Origin of the sequence: Micromonospora sp. CA-248089 (assembly GCF_050948515.1) — a bacterium.
Lineage (GTDB): Bacteria > Actinomycetota > Actinomycetes > Mycobacteriales > Micromonosporaceae > Micromonospora.
Window position 1 is genome coordinate 5,778,261 of record NZ_CP192016.1, and the last position, 15,113, is coordinate 5,793,373.

The following is a 15,113-nucleotide window of genomic DNA, read 5'->3' on the forward strand; positions in this document are numbered from 1 at the left end:
AACCCCAAGCGTTCACCAACGCCGAAGAGCCCTCAGCCTGCAAGATCGACCTGCCCACAACCAGTCGTCGACGGCTGGACTCAGCCGAACCAGGCCAGACAAACGACAACGGCCCTCGATCAGCATTACTGCTGGTCAAGGGCCGCATCTGCACCTGGTGGCGGGTAGAGGATTCGAACCTCTGTAGCTTTCGCGACGGATTTACAGTCCGCTCCCATTGGCCGCTCGGGCAACCCGCCAGGGCACCCCACCGCGTCGCAACGCGGCAGCGGAAGCAAGGATAGCGGTTGACCCCGGCACCGCCGCAACCGGGTACCGTCAGGAGGTCCCACGCTGGTCAGCGCGGGACGGACCAGGACAGACCGCCGGACAGCAGGAGCATGAGCATGGCAGCGAACCCGTCGTTCGACATCGTGAGCAAGGTCGACCGGCAGGAGGTCGACAACGCCGTCCGCCAGTCGGAGAAGGAGCTCTCGACGCGGTTCGACTTCCGCGGCACCGGCGCGGAGATCTCCTGGTCGGGCGAGGAGGCGATCAGCCTCCAGGCGGAGACCGAGGAGCGGGTCCGGGCCGCCCTGGACGTCTTCAAGGAGAAGCTGGTCAAGCGGAACATCTCGCTGAAGTCGCTGGACGCCGGCGAGCCCCGGCAGTCGGGCAAGATCTTCAAGATCGACGCCAAGGTGGTGCAGGGCATCGACTCGGACAAGGCCAAGGCGATCAGCAAGAAGATCCGCGACGAGGGCCCGAAGGGCGTGCAGGCGCAGATCCAGGGCGACCAGCTCCGCGTCACCGGTAAGAAGAAGGACGATCTCCAGGCCGTCATCGCGCTGCTCAAGGGCGAGGACTTCGGGCTGGCGCTCCAGTTCACCAACTACCGGTAGGCACGACGACCGCACCGTGGCAGGTGACCGAGCCGGTCACCTGCCACGGTGCGGGCATCAGGCATCCGGCAGGGACCGAAACGCGCGCCTGCATCTCCGCCTCGAGCAGCTGCGGGTCCTTCTGCCGTCAGGCAACTTCCTTGGGGTACGGGCCGGGCGTGCGGTCGGGTGGGAGCCATGACCCCCGCGATGCTCCGCCCCTATCGCCCGGTGTTCGGCCAACCGGTGCTGCGCCGGCTGCTGCCCGGGCTCGCGACCTCCGCTATCGGTGACGGGCTCGCCCTTGTCGCGGTGACCTGGCTGGCCCTGCAACTCGCACCCGACGGGCAGCGCGGCACCTGGACCGCGTTCGCGGTGGCCGCGTACACGCTGCCGGGTGCGGCCGGCACGGTGCTGCTCGGCCGGTGGCTGGGTGGACGGAGCGGAGCGCAACTCGCCGGCTGGGACGCGACCGTGCGGGCCGCCGCGTTGGGGGCGATCCCCGTCGCCCACCTCGCCGGCGTGCTGGACGTCGGTCTCTACGTCGCCCTGCTCGCGGTGTCCTCGCTGCTGCACCCGTGGGGGTCGGCCGGCCGGTTCACGCTCGTGGCCGAGCTGCTGCCGCAGCGGCACCACCTGGCCGCGAACGCGCTGCTCGGGGTCTTCGGCCAGGCCGCGACGATCGTCGGTCCGCCGCTGGCCGGCCTGCTCATCGCCTGGGTGGGCGCGGTGTGGGTGATCGCGATCGACGCCGCCAGCTTCGCCGTGCTGGCCGCAAGCTACCGCCTCGTCGCGCCGGCGGTCCGCAATGAGGGCGCCGTCCGCCGTGAAGGCGCCGTCTGCCACCACGCCGGAGACCGCCGCGCCGGAGACGACCACGAGGACGGAGAACGCGAGGGCGGAGACCGCCGCGAGAACCCGACGGCCGGACCGTCGCGTACGTCGGGATTCCGGATCATCGCGCGGGACCGGTCGCTGCTCGGCCTGCTGTCGCTGACCTTCGCGTTCTTCTTCCTCTTCGGACCGTTCTACGTGGCCATGCCGGTGCACGTCACCGACGACCTGCGCGCCTCCGCCGGGACGCTCGCGGCCTACTACACCGCGTTCGGCGTCGGCTCGCTGCTCGGCGGGCTGCTCACCGGCCACCTGCGCGGATGGCCGCTGCGGACCACGCTCGCCGGCATCGTCGCGCTGTTCGGCGCCGCGCTGCTCCCGCTCGGCCTGGGCGCGCCGGTCGTCCTGTCGCTGCCCGCGTTCGCGCTCGCCGGCCTGGTCTGGGCGCCCTACCAGCCGACCGCGACGGCGTTGTTCCAGCGCCGCGCCGGCACCGTGGACCTCCCCCGCGTGCTGTCGGCAAACGGGGCGGTCAGCGTGCTGGCGGTGCCGCTGGGCACGATGCTCGGCGGTCCGGCGACCGCGCTGCTCGGGGCACGTCCCACGCTCCTGGCGTGCGCGGTGACGATCCTCGCGCTGGGTCTGGTCGCCGCGCTGGCCGCCGCACGCCCCAGCCCTGGAGCGCGGAACACAGAGCGATCCGGGTCGGCGGGCCCGCACGACCAGCCCGGACCGCACGACCCGCCCGCCCGGGTGGACGCGCCGGATCGGGTACGACCCGGAGCGACCTGATCCGCGTGCAACCGCCGGACCCGTATCGGGGTGTCGTGTGGTGAGCGGACACGGGAGGTGGGCATGGACGGCCCCGAGGACTTCGACGCCTTCTACACGGCGACCGCGCGGCGGGTCGTGCACCACGTCTACGCCCTCTGCGGCGACCTGGCCGAGGCCCAGGACGTGACGCAGGAGGCGTACGCGCGGGCCTGGCAGCGGTGGTCGACAGTCGGGGCGTACGACGATCCGGAGGGCTGGGTCCGGACGGTGGCCTGGCGACTGACCGCGAACCGGTGGCGCGGCCTGCGGCGCTGGTTCGCCGCGCGGGCCCGGCTGGGCCGGCAGGCGCCGGATCCCGGGCCCAACCCGGACCGGGTCGCGTTGCTGACGGCGTTACGCCGGCTGCCCGACGCACAGCGGCTGGTCGTCGTCCTGCACCACCTCCACGACCTGCCGGTGGCGGAGATCGCCCGGACCACCGGGATGCCGGAGGGGACGGTCAAGTCGTACCTGTCGCGGGGCCGTGCCGCGCTCGCCGTCCTACTGACCGACGACAAGGAGGAAGTCGATGTCGGCACGCATTGGTGAGGCCCTGCGGGAGTTGGAGCAGGACATGACCGGGCTGCGGCTGCGCTCGGCGGCCGAGGTGCGCGCACGGGGGCGCGCCCGGAGCCGGCGCCGGGCCGCGGTCCTGGCGGGGGTGGCCGCGGTGACCGTCACCGGCGGCGCCGCGACCATGGCGACGCTGTCCGGACCCGCGGCGCCGAGGCCGGCCGCGAGCGGCACGGCCACCCCGTCCGCCGCGGCGTCGACCGCGTGCCAGGCCGACCCTCCGGTACGGCTGGACGTCGTCTTCCGGCCCGGCGCCGCCGCGCCGCAGCTCGACGAGGTCGACTACCGGATCGGGCAGGCGCGCGGGGACACCGGGCTGCGCTGCCGCGGCACCACTGCCGCCACCCGGCCGAACGCCGACGGACGGGTCGTCCTGTCGGTGCTGCTGGCGGACGGCGAGGACCCGGCGCCGATCCGGGCCGCCGTGGAGAAGCTGCCCGGGGTGGAGCGGGTGGTGACCGTCGGCGGGTGAGCGGTCAGGCGACGAGCGACTGCTCGGCGCGTACCGCTGTGGCCTCGGCCCGGGTGATCGGGCCGCCCGGCAGCGCGGCGACCGCGGCCCCGACGGCGACCGCCACCCCGGCGAAGACGAACGCCCAGGAGACGCCGCCGGCGTGGTCGATGATCAGGCCGGCGATCGACCCGCCGGCGGCGCTCGCCGCCACCGACATGGTCACCACCCAGGTGTACGCCTCGTTCAGCATGCCGGCCGGGGTGATCCGCCCGACGAGCGTGTTCTCCAGGGTGAGCGCGGGGGCGATGGCCGCGCCGCCGAGCACCAGCGCGACACCGAGCGCGGCCGGGCCGGGCATCACCGCGAAGACGGCGAAGCTGGCGGCGACGGTGCCGAGCAGCCAGGCGAACTGGCGGGTCATGTTGGCGGCGGGCTTGCGTACGCCGAACCAGAAACCACCGATGGCGCTGCCGATGCCCCAGACGGCGAGCAGCACACCGGCGAGGCTCTCCGGGTCGGCGGCGCCGGAGTTGCCGGCGAAGGCCGGGACGATGACACCGGAGGCGCCGAACGCGATGCCGAGGCTCGCCACGCAGAGCAGCAGCGCGGGGAAGCCGCCGAGCCGCAGCGGGCCGAGGCCCCGGGCGTGGTGCTCGCGGGCGTGCGGGCGCCAGCCGCGCATGACCCGGCCGAGCGCGACCGTGCCGGTGCCGACCAGCGTGACCACCGCGGCGCCGACGAGCGCGGCGGAGGCGTCGGCGAACAGCACGAAGGCGGCCACCAGCAGCGGGCCGATCACGAACACGACCTCGAAGAGGGTGGTCTCGGCGGCGAGCGCGGTGTTGCGCAGGTGCGCCCGGCCGGTGGCGGGAGCGGTGAGGTCGTTCCACGCGCCCCGGATCGCGGCGGTGAGCGGCGGGTACGTGGCGCCGGCGACGCCCGCGGCCAGGTAGATCAGCCCGAGGTTGCCGCTGTCGGAGCGGGTGGCGACGAGCAGCCCGATCAGGGCTAGCGGGTGGGCGAGCGCGGTGGCCAGTAGGACGGGGGCGGGTCCGACCCGGTCGGCGATCCGGCCGGCGACGGGGCTGAGCGCGGCACCGGAGAGCGCGTAGATGCCGCCGGCGACGGCGGCCAGGGAGTACCGGCCGGTGACCTGCTCGACGACGAGCAGCAGCGCCAGCGGGGTCATGCCGATCCCGAGCCGGCCGATGATGCCGAGGACCAGCAGCATCGGCGCGCCGGGGATCCGCCAGACGCCCTGGTACTGGCGCAGTGCGGCCACGGTGTGCACCTCCGGGAAGTAACGAGTGAGTCAGCCTTCGACCCTAACGCCCCTACTGCGGGGGACGGTGGTCGAGTCGGTCACATCGGCCTGCCGGTGCGGGGCTGCCTTACCCGTCGGAAACGAGTAGGTTCGGTGATCGAACGGAGTCCATGCCTACGGCGGGTCGGCCGCCGCCATGATCGGAGGTCGGATGAGCGGCATGGCTGTCGCGCCGCTACGGGTCGAGATCTACTCGCTCTACGGCGACGCCCGGCCCGCCGAGCCCGCGTCCGCCACCCTCCGAGGTTCACTGCCGGTGCGTGCGGTCCAGCAGTGCCCACCGGTGGCTGCCGGCTCCGGTCTCGGGTGGTACGTCTATCCGCCCGCGGACGTGGCGCTGCGCTGGGACGGCCACGACACCGAGTGGAGTCTGCTCCAGGAGAACGAGCCGGCCGGCTGGCGGTCGCTGGCCGGCGGGTACGACGGCACGTTGCCGCAGGCGCCGGCGCAGCTGGCGGACCTGCCGGAGCGGTTCCGGGACGGCCTGGACATCTTCGACCGCTACGGCGGCACCATGCCCTTCATCGACGCCGACCCGCGCGCTCCGCACACGATCGAGATGGTGACCGGGGTGGTGGCCCGCACCTCCCCCGGCTGGTGCCTGCTGGCGCGCGGGGTGCCGAACTGGCCGGCGCAGCGCGGGCTCCAGCTCTACGAGGGCGTGGTGGAGACCGACTGGTACACGTCGTTCCTGCCGACCATCCTGCGCCTGACCGAGCCGGGCCATGTGGTCCGGCTCTACCGGAACATTCCCCTGATGTGCGTCCAGCCGGTGCACCGTTCGACGCTCGCGGCGGCGCGGCAGGCCGAACTCGTCACCGGGCAGGGCATCGCGGAGTGGCCGGACGACCTGTGGGAGGACCTCGTGGCGCTGCGCCGCCGGCGGCAGGATCCGCAGATCCGCGGCAGCTACCGGCGGGAGCAGGCCCGCCGGCGACGTGAGCGGGCCGACTACGAACCGGTCGGCGTCGAGGAGACGGACCCGTCGGATCGATGACCGACACCACGACGCCCGCCCCCGGCTACCGGGCACTGTTCCGGCATCCGGTCGCGGCCCGGCTGCTCGTCGCCCGGGGCGTCTCCGAGCTGGGTGACTTCGTCGGGCTGGCGGCCCTGCTGCTGCTCGCGTACGACCAGACCGACTCGGTCCTCGGTCCGGCGGCCGTGTACGCCGCCCGCACGGTGCCCGCCCTGCTCGTCGCGACGGTGTTCAGCGGCTGGCTGGACGTACCGGCCCGGCGCACCATGCTGGTCGGGCTCTCGCTGGCCGGTGCGGCGCTCATCGCCGTACCGGCTGCGGTGCCCGAGCCGGTGCCGGCGATCGTGGCGGCCGGGCTGCTCGGCGCGATCCGGGCCGCGTACGCGAGCGTGCATGTGGCGATCACGGCCGAGGCGGTGGAGCCGTCCTTGCGGCTGCCGCTGTTCGGACTCTCCGCCTTCGCCAACCAGAGCGGCCAGGTCGTCGGTCTGCTCGCCGGGGCCGCCGTGACGGTGGCGCTCGGCCCCCGGTTGGCGCTCGTGATCGACCTGGTCTCGTTCCTGCTCGCGGCGGTGGTTCTCGCCGGCCTGCCGGTGCGCCGGCAGGAGCACCGGGGGCCACGGCCGCCCGCCACCGCGGGGATCCGGATCATCGCCGCTCATCCGGTGTTGCGGGGCGTGGCGCTGCTGACCCTCGCCACCGTCCTGTCCGGCGGGCTGCCGGAGACGCTCGCGCCGGATCTGGCTGCCGGCGGATGGCGGCCGGTCGTGCTGGCGGCGTCGTCGTTCGGCGGGGCGGTGTTCGTGCTCGTCGTGGGGCGGCGGGGCTGGCTGGCCCGCGTGACCGGTCAGGTGGTGGCGGCGGGCGCGCTCGCCGCCGCGCTGTTGCTGGCCGGTCTGCTGGTGGCGCTCGACGCCCCGGCGTGGGCGATCGCCGGGGCGAACGCGCTCGTCGGAGCGGGCGGCGGGTGGCTGATCGGGGCCCAGGCCACGTTCGCGCGGCTGGCCCCGCGGGAGCGGATGGGGCAGGTGGAGGCGACGATCGTGGCCGGCAACATCATGCTCTCCGGCGTCGGGATCTTCCTGCTCGGCGGCGTGGCGGTGCTGCTCGGCCCGGCCGCCGCCTATCTGGCGGCGGGGGTGGTGCTGCTCGCCGTGGTGCTGGTCGCCCGGCCGGACCGGCTGCCCGAGCCGGCCGCGTCCTGAGCCCGGCCGGAGCTGCCCCGGGGCCGGCCGGGCCTGACGGAAGGGCGCAGACACGACGCCGCCCGCGTCCGGGTGGACGCGGGCGGCGTTCGGGTCACGCGGGTCAGCGCTGGAACTGCACCGGCCCGGAGTTGCGGGCCATCTGCTCCAGGCGGGCCACCCGCTGCTCCATCGGCGGGTGGGTGGCGAACATCGCGGCGATGCCGCCGCCCCGCTTGAACGGGTTGTCGATCATCAGGTGCGCGGTGCTGGCGAGCTGGCCCTGCGGCGCCAGCGGGCGCGCCTGCGTCCCCATGTGGATCTTGCGGAGGGCGCTGGCCAGGGCCAGCGGGTCCCGGCTCAGCTCGGCGCCGGACTGGTCGGCCTGGTACTCCCGGCTCCGGCTGATCGCGAGCTGGATCACCGTGGCGGCGATCGGGCCGAGGATCAGCGTGAGCAGCAGCACCGCCGGGTTCGGGCCGTCCTCGTCGTCGGACGAGCCCAGCGGGATGAACCAGGCGAGGTTCGCCAGCATGGTGATGATGCCGGCCAGGCCGGCCGCGACGCTGGAGATCAGGATGTCCCGGTTGTAGACGTGCGACAGCTCGTGGCCGATCACGCCACGCAGCTCCCGGTAGTCCAGGATCTCCACGATGCCCTGGGTGACGCAGACCGCCGCGTTCTCCGGGTTACGACCGGTGGCGAACGCGTTGGGCTGCGAGGTCGGGCTCACGTAGAGCCGGGGCATCGGCTTGCCGGCCAGCGTGGAGAGCTCCCGCACCATCTGGTAGAGCTCGGGGAACTGTGCCTCGCTGACCGGTTGCGCCTTCATCGAGCGCAGGGCGAGCTTGTCGGAGAAGAAGTAGGTGACGCCGTTCATCAGCAACGAGACGACGACGGCGATGACGAGACCGCTGCTACCGCCGAACCAGTAGCCGATCGCGAGGATCAGCGAGGTCAACAGGCCGAGCAGCGCTGCGGTCTTGAGACGGTTGTGATGCACGATCTCTCCTTCGGTGCACGGGCCCTTGCGGGAGGCCCGCTGACCGGTTCAACACACCGGTACCCGTCAACCATCCGGCTCATGGCTGAAAGTTGGCTGGATGTTGCTGTGCGCGGGCTGAAGCGGTCGCCCATCCGGGCACGAACCGGTCAGCGCGCCGCGACGTCCAGCACGAGCTGCGGTGCGAAACCGATCACCACCGCCACGGCGGTGGCCACGCCGAGCGCCAGCACCACGGTCCGCGCGGGCCGGATCGTCGCCGCGCCGGTCGGCGTCGCGTAGAGCGACGCGGTGACCCGCAGGTAGTACGCCAGGCCGATCACCGCGTTCAAGGCCACCACCAGCGCCAGCCATCCCGCGTGCCCGGCCAGCAGCGCGCGTACCACTGTCACCTTGGCGAACAGCCCGGCCAGACCCGGCGGCAGCCCGGCCAGCCCGATCAGCGCCAGCGCGAACGCGCCGCCCACCCACGGGTGCCGTCGCGCCGCGCCGCGCAGGTCGGCCAGCGTGCCGCCGTCGCCGTCCGCCGGGCGCAACGCCACCACCGCGGCGAACGCGGCGAGCTCCAGCAGCACGAAGAAGATCGCGTACGCCACGGCTGCCGCGTACGCGGCCGTCCGCGCGTCGCCGGTGCGGCCAGCGGTCAGCGCCAGCGCGCCCAGCGGGGCCAGGATGTACCCCGCCTGGGCCACCGACGACCAGGCGAGCAACCGCACGGTACGCCGCTGACGCAGCGCCACCAGGTTGCCGACGGTCATGGTCAGCACCGCCAGCGCCGCCAGCACCGGGCCGGTCATGTCCCCGGGCAGCGCGCGCTGCACCACCGCCAGCAGCGCCACCACGCCACCGAGCTTCGAGGCGGTCGACAGGTACGCGGCCACCGGCAGCGGCGCGCCGTCGTACGTGGCGGGGGCCCACGCGTGGAACGGCACGGCGGCGACCTTGAACGCCAGCCCGGCCACCACGAGCGCCACCGCGACGCCGGTCAGCGGCAGATCGGTCAGGTCGGTGCGGTCGGCCAGGGTGGCGCCGAGCCGGTCCAGGTGCAGCGTGCCGGTGACCGCGTAGAGCAGCGCCGCGCCGAGCAGCGTGACAGTGGTCGCGACCACGCTCACCACGAAGAACGTCACCGCCGCCTCGGCACCGGCGAGGCTGCCCCGGCGCAGGCCGACCAGCACGTACAGCGGCAGCGTCAGCGTCTCCAGCGCCACGATCAGCGTGATCAGGTCACCCGCCGCGCCGAGCACCACGCCACCTGTCATCGCGCAGGCGAGCAGGAAGCAGTACTCGCCGACCGGGGTACGCCCGGCGCGCAGCAGCGGACCGGACAGCGCCAGCACGCCGAGCGTGAGCAGGGCGATCACGGCCCCGACCACGGCGGCCCGGCCGTTCCACACCCAGGAGCAGTCGTCGCCGACGCAGAACGTGCGCCGCTCACCGGCCGCCCCGACCAGTGCCGCGCCGGCCGCGGTGCCGGCCGCGCCGAGCGCCGCCACGGCGACCGTGACGGCGGGCCGCGCCGCCAGCAGGTCGACCAGCAACACCAGCACGGCCGTGCCGGCGGCCAGGTACGCGGGCAGCATCGCCACGTTGTCGACGCTCTGTACCAGGCTCATGGGACGACCCCCAGCAGCGCCTCCACCGGACCGGAGGCGTACGACAGCACGAGCGCGGGGGCCAGGCCGACTGCGAGCGCGAGCAGCACCAGCGGTGCCCAGGCGGTCAGTTCCGCCTTCGCCAGCCCGGGTGCGAGCCCCGCCACCGCCGGGCTGGGCCGCCCGTGCGTGACCCGGCGCAGCAGCCGCAGGAAGTACGCGGCGGTCAGCGCCCCGCCCAGCGCCGCGAGCACGGCGAGCGTCAGCCAGAGCGGCCCGCCCCGCTGCACCGCGGCCACCACGGCGAACGCCTCCCCCCAGAACCCGGCCAGGCCGGGCAGCCCTAGCGAGGCCACCGCCGCGAAGCCGAGCAGCCCGGCCAGCCGGGGCGCGGTCTCCCGCAGCCCGGACAGCTCGGCCAGCGACCCGGTGTGGGCGCGGTCCTTGACCGCACCGGCCAGGAAGAACAGCAGGGCGGTGATGACACCGTGGGCGATGTTGCCGATCAGCGCGGCCTGGATCCCGGTGGCGGTGAGCGTGGCGACCCCGAGCAGCACGAAGCCCATGTGCCCGACGCTCGAGTACGCGATCAGCCGCTTCAGGTCGTCCTGCGCCAGGCAGACCAGGCCACCGATCAGGATGGCCGCGACGGCGAGCACGCCGAGCACGGGCGCGGCCCAGCGGGCCCCTTCCGGGGCCACCCCCACCGCGACCCGGATCAGCCCGTACGTGCCCATCTTGAGCAGCACCCCGGCGAGGATCACGCTGCCGACTGTGGGCGCCTGGGTGTGCGCGTCGGGCAGCCACGAGTGCAGCGGCCAGAGCGGGCTCTTCACCGCGAACGCGAGCGCCAGCAGCGTGAACGCGGCGAGCTGGGTGCCCCGGGACAGCCCGGCGCCGCCGGTGAGCGCGACCAGGTCGGCGGTGCCCGCGGCGGCCACCACCAAGTAGACGCCGACGAGCAGCAGCACCGAGCCGAACAGCGTGTAGAGCGCGAACTTGCGGGCCGCCCGGCGACGGTCCGCACCGCCCCAGCCGGCGATGACCGCGTACATCGGCAGCAGGACGACCTCGAAGAACAGGAAGAACAACACCAGGTCGAGCGCGAGGAACGTGCCGAGGATGCCCACCTCGACCACCAGCAGCAGCGCCACCAGCGCCCGCCCGCTGCCGCCGCCGGGCGGCACTCGCCACAGCGTGTACGCGCAGCACAGCAGCGTGAGCAGCGCGGTCAGCACCACCAGCGGCCAGGAGATCCCGTCCACGCCCAGGTGGAAGCGCAGGTCGAGCCCGGGCACCCACTGCAGGTCGAGCTGGTGCCACGGCTGCACCGCCGGGCGCGGCCCGTACCCGAACCAGCCGTGGTCGCCGCCGACCAGCGGCAGCGTCGCCAGCAGCGTCAGCGCGGCGGCGACGGTGCCGACCACCCGGCCGGCCCGGTCACCGGGCACGACCGCCGCGGCCAGCGCGCCGAGCGCCGGCACCGCGACCACGGCGACCAGCAGGACCTGCCCGAACGTCATGAGGTGACTCCGATCAGGGCGACCGCCAGGCCGATCAGCAACGCGCCGGCCAGCACCCCGGCCGCCGCGCGGGGCAGCGCCGCCCGGTGCAGCGCGGCCAGGCCGCCGCCCACCTCGACCGCCGCCCGGCCGCTGCCCTCGACCAGGCCGTCCACGCCCAGCTCGTCGCCGGTACGCACGACCCGCGCGAGCGCGCCCGCCGGGCGTACGACGAGGGCGTGCTGGACGTCGTCGAGCCGGAACGCCCGGGCGAACACCGGCCGCAGCGGACCCAGGAAGCGGGCCGGGTCGGCGGCCGGGTCGCGGCGCCAGCCCGCCCAGGCGACACCCGCGCCGACCAGCAGCAGCAGGAACGGCAGGATCAGATTCGGCGCGAGGTGGACCAGCTCGACCGCTTCACCGGTGTCGTCACCCGGCACGCGCAGCCGGTCGGCGAACCACGGCGCGAACGCGGCCAGGCCGAGCAGCGCGGCCGGGACCGTGAGCAGCAGCACCGGCCAGCGCAGCAGCGCGGGCGGGTCGTGCGGGCGCAGCAGCGGCGTGCGGGTGGCGCCGAGGAAGGTGCGCAGCAGCAGGCGGGTCGCGTACCAGGCGGTCACCGCGACGCCGACCAGCCCGGCCAGCCAGACCAGCCAGCCCACCCAGGCCGCGCTCGGCCCGGCACCGTCGAGCGCGGCCGCCTCTGCGGCCGCGAGCACGCCGTCCTTGCTCCAGAAACCCGAGAGCGGGGGTACGCCGGCGAGCGCGCCCAGGCCGACCACCATGCACCAGAACGTCACCGGCATGGCGGTACGCAGGCCGCCCATCCGGGACATCAGCGTGGTGCCCACGGCGTGGATCACCGCACCGGCGGCGAGGAACAGCAGCGCCTTGAACGCGGCGTGGGTGAGCAGGTGGAACAGCGCGGCAGCGGGTGCGCCGACCGCCAGCGCGCCGGTCATGTAGCCGATCTGCGAGACCGTGGACCAGGCGAGCACCCGCTTGATGTCGTCCTGGGCGGTGGCGGCGAACGCGCCGAGCAGCATCGTGATCGCGGCCATCACGCCCAGCACGGCGAGCGCGGCCGGGGCGCGCTCGAACAGCGGGAACAGTCGGGCCACCGCGTACACCCCGGCGGCGACCATGGTGGCGGCGTGGATCAGCGCGGACACCGGCGTCGGGCCGGCCATCGCGTCGGGCAACCAGGTGTGCAGCGGGAACTGGGCGCTCTTGCCCGCCACCCCGGCGAGCAGCAGCAGGCAGGCGGCGGTGAGCGTGCCGGTGCCGTAGTCGTGGGCCAGCACGTCGGCGATCCGGAAACTGCCCGCGCCCACGCCGAGCAGCGCGATGCCGAGCAGGAAGCCGACGTCACCCACGCGGGTGACCAGGAACGCCTTCACCGCCGCGCCGGGCGCCTCGGGCAGCCGCCGGTCGTGGGCGATGAGCAGGTACGAGCAGATGCCCATCACCTCCCAGCCGACCAGCAGCATGATCAGGTCACCGGACACCACCACAGTGAGCATGGCGGCGGTGAAGAGGCTCAACTGCGCCGCGTACGGCGGGTAGCGGTGGTCGACGTCCACGTCGTCGTGCGGGCCCCGGCGCAGGTAGCCGATCGAGTAGACCTGCACGGCCAGCGCGACAGCCGCGACGGCGGTGGCGACGAGCACCGCCACGCCGTCCAGGCGCAGGCCCAGCGTGACCCGCAGCCCACCCAGGTCGATCCAGGTGGTGGACGCCTCGACCGGGGCGTCCACGCGGACCAGCAGCGCCAGCGCGGCCAGCAGCGACACCGCCGCCCCGGCCACACCCAGCGCGACCGCCGACCGCCGTGCCGACGCCCGGTCCTGGTGCGGGGCGGGCGGCAGCAGCAGGCCGAGCAGCCCGGCGACGAGCGGGGCAGCCGGCAGCACCGCCGCGAGCCACAGCGTCGGCGTACTCACCGGACCGCTCCTTCCGTGCCCGGTGCCCCCGGCGTCGGCAGCCCGCCTGGGGCCGCCGCGACCGCTGGAGCCGGCTCGGCCAGCGGGACGTCGTCGACTGTGACGCCGGCGCGCAGCCGGTAGAGCTGGAGCACGATCGCCAGCCCGACACCGATCTCGGCGGCGGCGAGCACGATCACGAACAGCGCGAACACCTGACCGGAGTGCGGCAGCACGGCCTTGACTGTGGTGTCGGCGGTGACCAGCACCAGGTTCACCGCGTTCAGCATCAGCTCCACCGCCATCAGCACCAGGACGGCGTTGCGGCGGCGCAGCACGCCGTACACGCCGAGGCCGAACAGCAGCGCGGCGGTGACGTACGGGATGACCGGCCTCACGGGCGCCCGCCCTCGTCGGCGGGTCGCGCGGCGCCGAGCGGGGCGTCCCCGCCGGGCCGGTCGCCGTCGGCCGGGCTGGGCGCCTTCGGGCGGCCGATGTCGGGGCGGGACAGCACGATCGCGCCGACCAGCGCGGCCAGCAGCAGCACCGACAGCACCTCGAACGGCAGCACCCAGGAACGGAAGATCTGCTCGCCGAGGCGCTCGGCGGTGCCCGCGGCGGGCAGGTCCACCCGGGACCAGCGGAACGCGTCGATCAGCAGCACCGCCAAGCCGAGGCCGCTGCCGGCGCCGACCAGCGCGGCGGCCCAGCCCGGCCGGTCCAGGTCGTCCGACGGGCCGATCGGCGCGCGGGTCAGCATCACCGCGAACAACAGCAGCACCACCACCGCGCCCACGTAGATGAGCACCTGCACCCAGGCCACCAGCTCGGCGGTCAGCACCAGGTAGTCACCCGCGAGCGCGCCCAGGCAGACCACCAGCCACAGCCCGGCCCGGACCAGGTGACGGGTGGCGACCACCAGCGCACCCGCGCCCACCGCCACCGCGCCCAGCGCCAGCAGCAGGACGTCCGCACCGGTCATGAGGCAGTGCCTCCGCCCGGATCGGTGGCGGCGTCGGGGCGTACCCGGGAAGGAGCCGGACGGGCCGACGGACCCGCCGCCTTCCGGGCGGCGGTGGTCTCCTCCTTGGAGGGGTCGCCGAGCGGGTCGTGAGCCGGCGGCGGCGGCACGGTGGCCATCCACTCGCCCAGGTGGTCCTTGTCGTGCAGCAGGTTCTTGATGTCGTACTCGGCGTACTCGAACTCCGGCGACCAGTAGAGCGCGTCGAACGGGCAGACCTCGACGCAGATGCCGCAGTACATGCAGAGCGAGAAGTCGATGTCGAACTTGTCGAGCACGTTGCGCTGGCGAGGGCGGGCGGCGCCGGGCACCGCCACCTCCTCCTTGTGCGAGTCGATGTAGATGCACCAGTCCGGGCACTCGCGGGCGCAGAGCATGCAGACCGTGCAGTTCTCCTCCAGCAGCGCGATCACGCCGCGGGAGCGGGGCGGCAGCTCGGGCGCCACGTCCGGGTACTGCTGGGTGGTCGAGCGGCGGGTCATCGTCTTCAACGTGACCGCCAGGCCCTTCACCAATCCGGCACCGGGCACTCCACCGTGCTCGCTCATGCCGCCCATCCTGCCCTGTGGCCCGGGCGCGCGCGACCACCACCCGGCGCTTTGGCCCCCGGCGTGCGGCCGGATCACGCCTCGCCGGGTGTGAGCGGGGGCAGCATCTCCACCCCGAGCTGCTGGAGCAGCTGGAACAGCTCGTTGACGCTCCACACGTCCACGATCCGCCCGTCGTCGTCGAAGCGCAGGAACGTGGCACCGGAGTAACTGACCACGCGGCCGGTCGGCGGCACCGGCCCGAACTGCCCGGCCTGGGTGCCGGCGGCCCGCCAGCGCACCGCCACCCGCGTACCTGTCGCCACCACGTCGACGATCTTGTAACGCAGGTCGGGGAACGACGCCCGCCGGTCCCGGTGCCACGCCAGCGTCGCCGCCGGGCCGGTGCCGCCGAGGCCCGGGCACTCCGCCGCCACCAGCTCGTACGCGCTCTCCTCGCGCCCCGCGTTCCACACGTCGGCGACGAAACGCCGGGCTGCCGCCTCCACATCGGTCACGGCG

Annotated in this window: 15 protein-coding genes and 1 tRNA gene; 6 read left to right on the top strand and 10 right to left on the bottom strand. The window is 74.3% G+C overall.

Annotated elements, in window-relative coordinates:
• Positions 1 to 155: 155 nt before the first annotated feature.
• Positions 156 to 239: transfer RNA gene (locus tag ACQP26_RS27065), tRNA-Tyr, on the bottom strand.
• A 147-nt stretch (positions 240 to 386) separates the two neighbouring features.
• Between ACQP26_RS27065 and ACQP26_RS27070 the strand changes: the two genes are divergently transcribed.
• The 4 genes from ACQP26_RS27070 to ACQP26_RS27085 all read left to right on the top strand — a co-directional run bounded on the left by ACQP26_RS27070 (position 387) and on the right by ACQP26_RS27085 (position 3,552).
• Positions 387 to 881 carry a YajQ family cyclic di-GMP-binding protein gene (locus ACQP26_RS27070; RefSeq protein WP_013473720.1) on the top strand — a complete coding sequence of 165 codons (495 nt, stop codon included), beginning with the start codon at positions 387 to 389 and terminating at the stop codon, positions 879 to 881.
• Positions 882 to 1,058: 177 nt separating this feature from the next.
• Positions 1,059 to 2,486: an MFS transporter gene (locus ACQP26_RS27075; protein ID WP_433494313.1), complete on the top strand. Its 1,428-nt coding sequence runs from the start codon at positions 1,059 to 1,061 to the stop codon at positions 2,484 to 2,486.
• Positions 2,487 to 2,549: 63 nt separating this feature from the next.
• Positions 2,550 to 3,056 (top strand): SigE family RNA polymerase sigma factor, encoded by a 507-nt coding sequence (locus ACQP26_RS27080; protein WP_269703984.1) that lies wholly within the window; start codon positions 2,550 to 2,552, stop codon positions 3,054 to 3,056.
• Entirely contained in the window at positions 3,037 to 3,552 is a 516-nt protein-coding gene (locus tag ACQP26_RS27085) for a hypothetical protein (RefSeq protein ID WP_433494314.1), read from the top strand. Before ACQP26_RS27080 ends, ACQP26_RS27085 begins: the two co-directional genes overlap by 20 nt.
• 4 nt (positions 3,553 to 3,556) lie before the next feature.
• On the opposite strand, the gene ACQP26_RS27090 is transcribed toward ACQP26_RS27085, so the two are convergent.
• On the bottom strand, positions 3,557 to 4,816 hold the full coding sequence (locus ACQP26_RS27090; RefSeq protein ID WP_433494315.1) for an MFS transporter: 1,260 nt from the start codon (positions 4,814 to 4,816) through the stop codon (positions 3,557 to 3,559).
• Between the two features lie 193 nt (positions 4,817 to 5,009).
• Here ACQP26_RS27090 and ACQP26_RS27095 point away from each other — a divergent pair, with 193 nt between their 5' ends.
• Together ACQP26_RS27095 and ACQP26_RS27100 are read left to right on the top strand one after the other, a co-directional pair.
• Entirely contained in the window at positions 5,010 to 5,855 is an 846-nt protein-coding gene (locus tag ACQP26_RS27095) for a DUF6065 family protein (RefSeq protein ID WP_281579726.1), read from the top strand.
• Entirely contained in the window at positions 5,852 to 7,042 is a 1,191-nt protein-coding gene (locus ACQP26_RS27100; protein ID WP_269703980.1) for an MFS transporter, read from the top strand. The genes ACQP26_RS27095 and ACQP26_RS27100 overlap by 4 nt, the downstream gene beginning before the upstream one ends.
• 103 nt (positions 7,043 to 7,145) lie before the next feature.
• Here ACQP26_RS27100 and htpX read toward each other — a convergent pair whose 3' ends face one another.
• From htpX to ACQP26_RS27140, 8 genes are all read right to left on the bottom strand, one after another.
• A complete protein-coding gene (htpX, locus tag ACQP26_RS27105; RefSeq protein ID WP_269703979.1) occupies positions 7,146 to 8,024 on the bottom strand; it encodes a zinc metalloprotease HtpX in 879 nt (292 codons plus the stop codon).
• 149 nt (positions 8,025 to 8,173) lie between these two features.
• Positions 8,174 to 9,640: an NADH-quinone oxidoreductase subunit N gene (locus ACQP26_RS27110; protein ID WP_433494316.1), complete on the bottom strand. Its 1,467-nt coding sequence runs from the start codon at positions 9,638 to 9,640 to the stop codon at positions 8,174 to 8,176.
• Positions 9,637 to 11,142, bottom strand: a complete 1,506-nt coding sequence (locus ACQP26_RS27115) for a complex I subunit 4 family protein (protein ID WP_433494317.1) — start codon at positions 11,140 to 11,142, stop codon at positions 9,637 to 9,639. The genes ACQP26_RS27110 and ACQP26_RS27115 overlap by 4 nt, the downstream gene beginning before the upstream one ends.
• Complete coding sequence (locus ACQP26_RS27120; protein ID WP_433494318.1) at positions 11,139 to 13,064, bottom strand: NADH-quinone oxidoreductase subunit 5 family protein; 1,926 nt, start codon at positions 13,062 to 13,064, stop codon at positions 11,139 to 11,141. The genes ACQP26_RS27115 and ACQP26_RS27120 overlap by 4 nt, the downstream gene beginning before the upstream one ends.
• On the bottom strand, positions 13,061 to 13,441 hold the full coding sequence (nuoK, locus tag ACQP26_RS27125) for an NADH-quinone oxidoreductase subunit NuoK (RefSeq protein ID WP_269703975.1): 381 nt from the start codon (positions 13,439 to 13,441) through the stop codon (positions 13,061 to 13,063). The genes ACQP26_RS27120 and nuoK overlap by 4 nt, the downstream gene beginning before the upstream one ends.
• Complete coding sequence (locus ACQP26_RS27130) at positions 13,438 to 14,025, bottom strand: NADH-quinone oxidoreductase subunit J family protein (RefSeq protein ID WP_269703974.1); 588 nt, start codon at positions 14,023 to 14,025, stop codon at positions 13,438 to 13,440. Before ACQP26_RS27130 ends, nuoK begins: the two co-directional genes overlap by 4 nt.
• Positions 14,022 to 14,612, bottom strand: coding sequence for a NuoI/complex I 23 kDa subunit family protein (locus ACQP26_RS27135; RefSeq protein WP_269703973.1), 591 nt, complete (start codon positions 14,610 to 14,612; stop codon positions 14,022 to 14,024). The genes ACQP26_RS27130 and ACQP26_RS27135 overlap by 4 nt, the downstream gene beginning before the upstream one ends.
• A gap of 74 nt (positions 14,613 to 14,686) precedes the next feature.
• Positions 14,687 to 15,109 (bottom strand): ester cyclase, encoded by a 423-nt coding sequence (locus ACQP26_RS27140; RefSeq protein ID WP_269703971.1) that lies wholly within the window; start codon positions 15,107 to 15,109, stop codon positions 14,687 to 14,689.
• Positions 15,110 to 15,113: the final 4 nt, after the last annotated feature.

Excerpts from the sequence above, each read along its gene's own strand:
- ACQP26_RS27070 (WP_013473720.1), top strand. The coding sequence starts at position 387 with ATGGCAGCGAACCCGTCGTTCGACATCGTGAGCAAGGTCGACCGGCAG.
- ACQP26_RS27075 (WP_433494313.1), top strand. The coding sequence starts at position 1,059 with ATGACCCCCGCGATGCTCCGCCCCTATCGCCCGGTGTTCGGCCAACCG.
- ACQP26_RS27080 (WP_269703984.1), top strand. The coding sequence starts at position 2,550 with ATGGACGGCCCCGAGGACTTCGACGCCTTCTACACGGCGACCGCGCGG.
- ACQP26_RS27085 (WP_433494314.1), top strand. The coding sequence starts at position 3,037 with ATGTCGGCACGCATTGGTGAGGCCCTGCGGGAGTTGGAGCAGGACATG.
- ACQP26_RS27095 (WP_281579726.1), top strand. The coding sequence starts at position 5,010 with ATGAGCGGCATGGCTGTCGCGCCGCTACGGGTCGAGATCTACTCGCTC.
- ACQP26_RS27100 (WP_269703980.1), top strand. The coding sequence starts at position 5,852 with ATGACCGACACCACGACGCCCGCCCCCGGCTACCGGGCACTGTTCCGG.
- ACQP26_RS27110 (WP_433494316.1), bottom strand. The coding sequence starts at position 9,640 with ATGAGCCTGGTACAGAGCGTCGACAACGTGGCGATGCTGCCCGCGTAC.
- ACQP26_RS27115 (WP_433494317.1), bottom strand. The coding sequence starts at position 11,142 with ATGACGTTCGGGCAGGTCCTGCTGGTCGCCGTGGTCGCGGTGCCGGCG.
- ACQP26_RS27130 (WP_269703974.1), bottom strand. The coding sequence starts at position 14,025 with ATGACCGGTGCGGACGTCCTGCTGCTGGCGCTGGGCGCGGTGGCGGTG.
- ACQP26_RS27135 (WP_269703973.1), bottom strand. The coding sequence starts at position 14,612 with ATGAGCGAGCACGGTGGAGTGCCCGGTGCCGGATTGGTGAAGGGCCTG.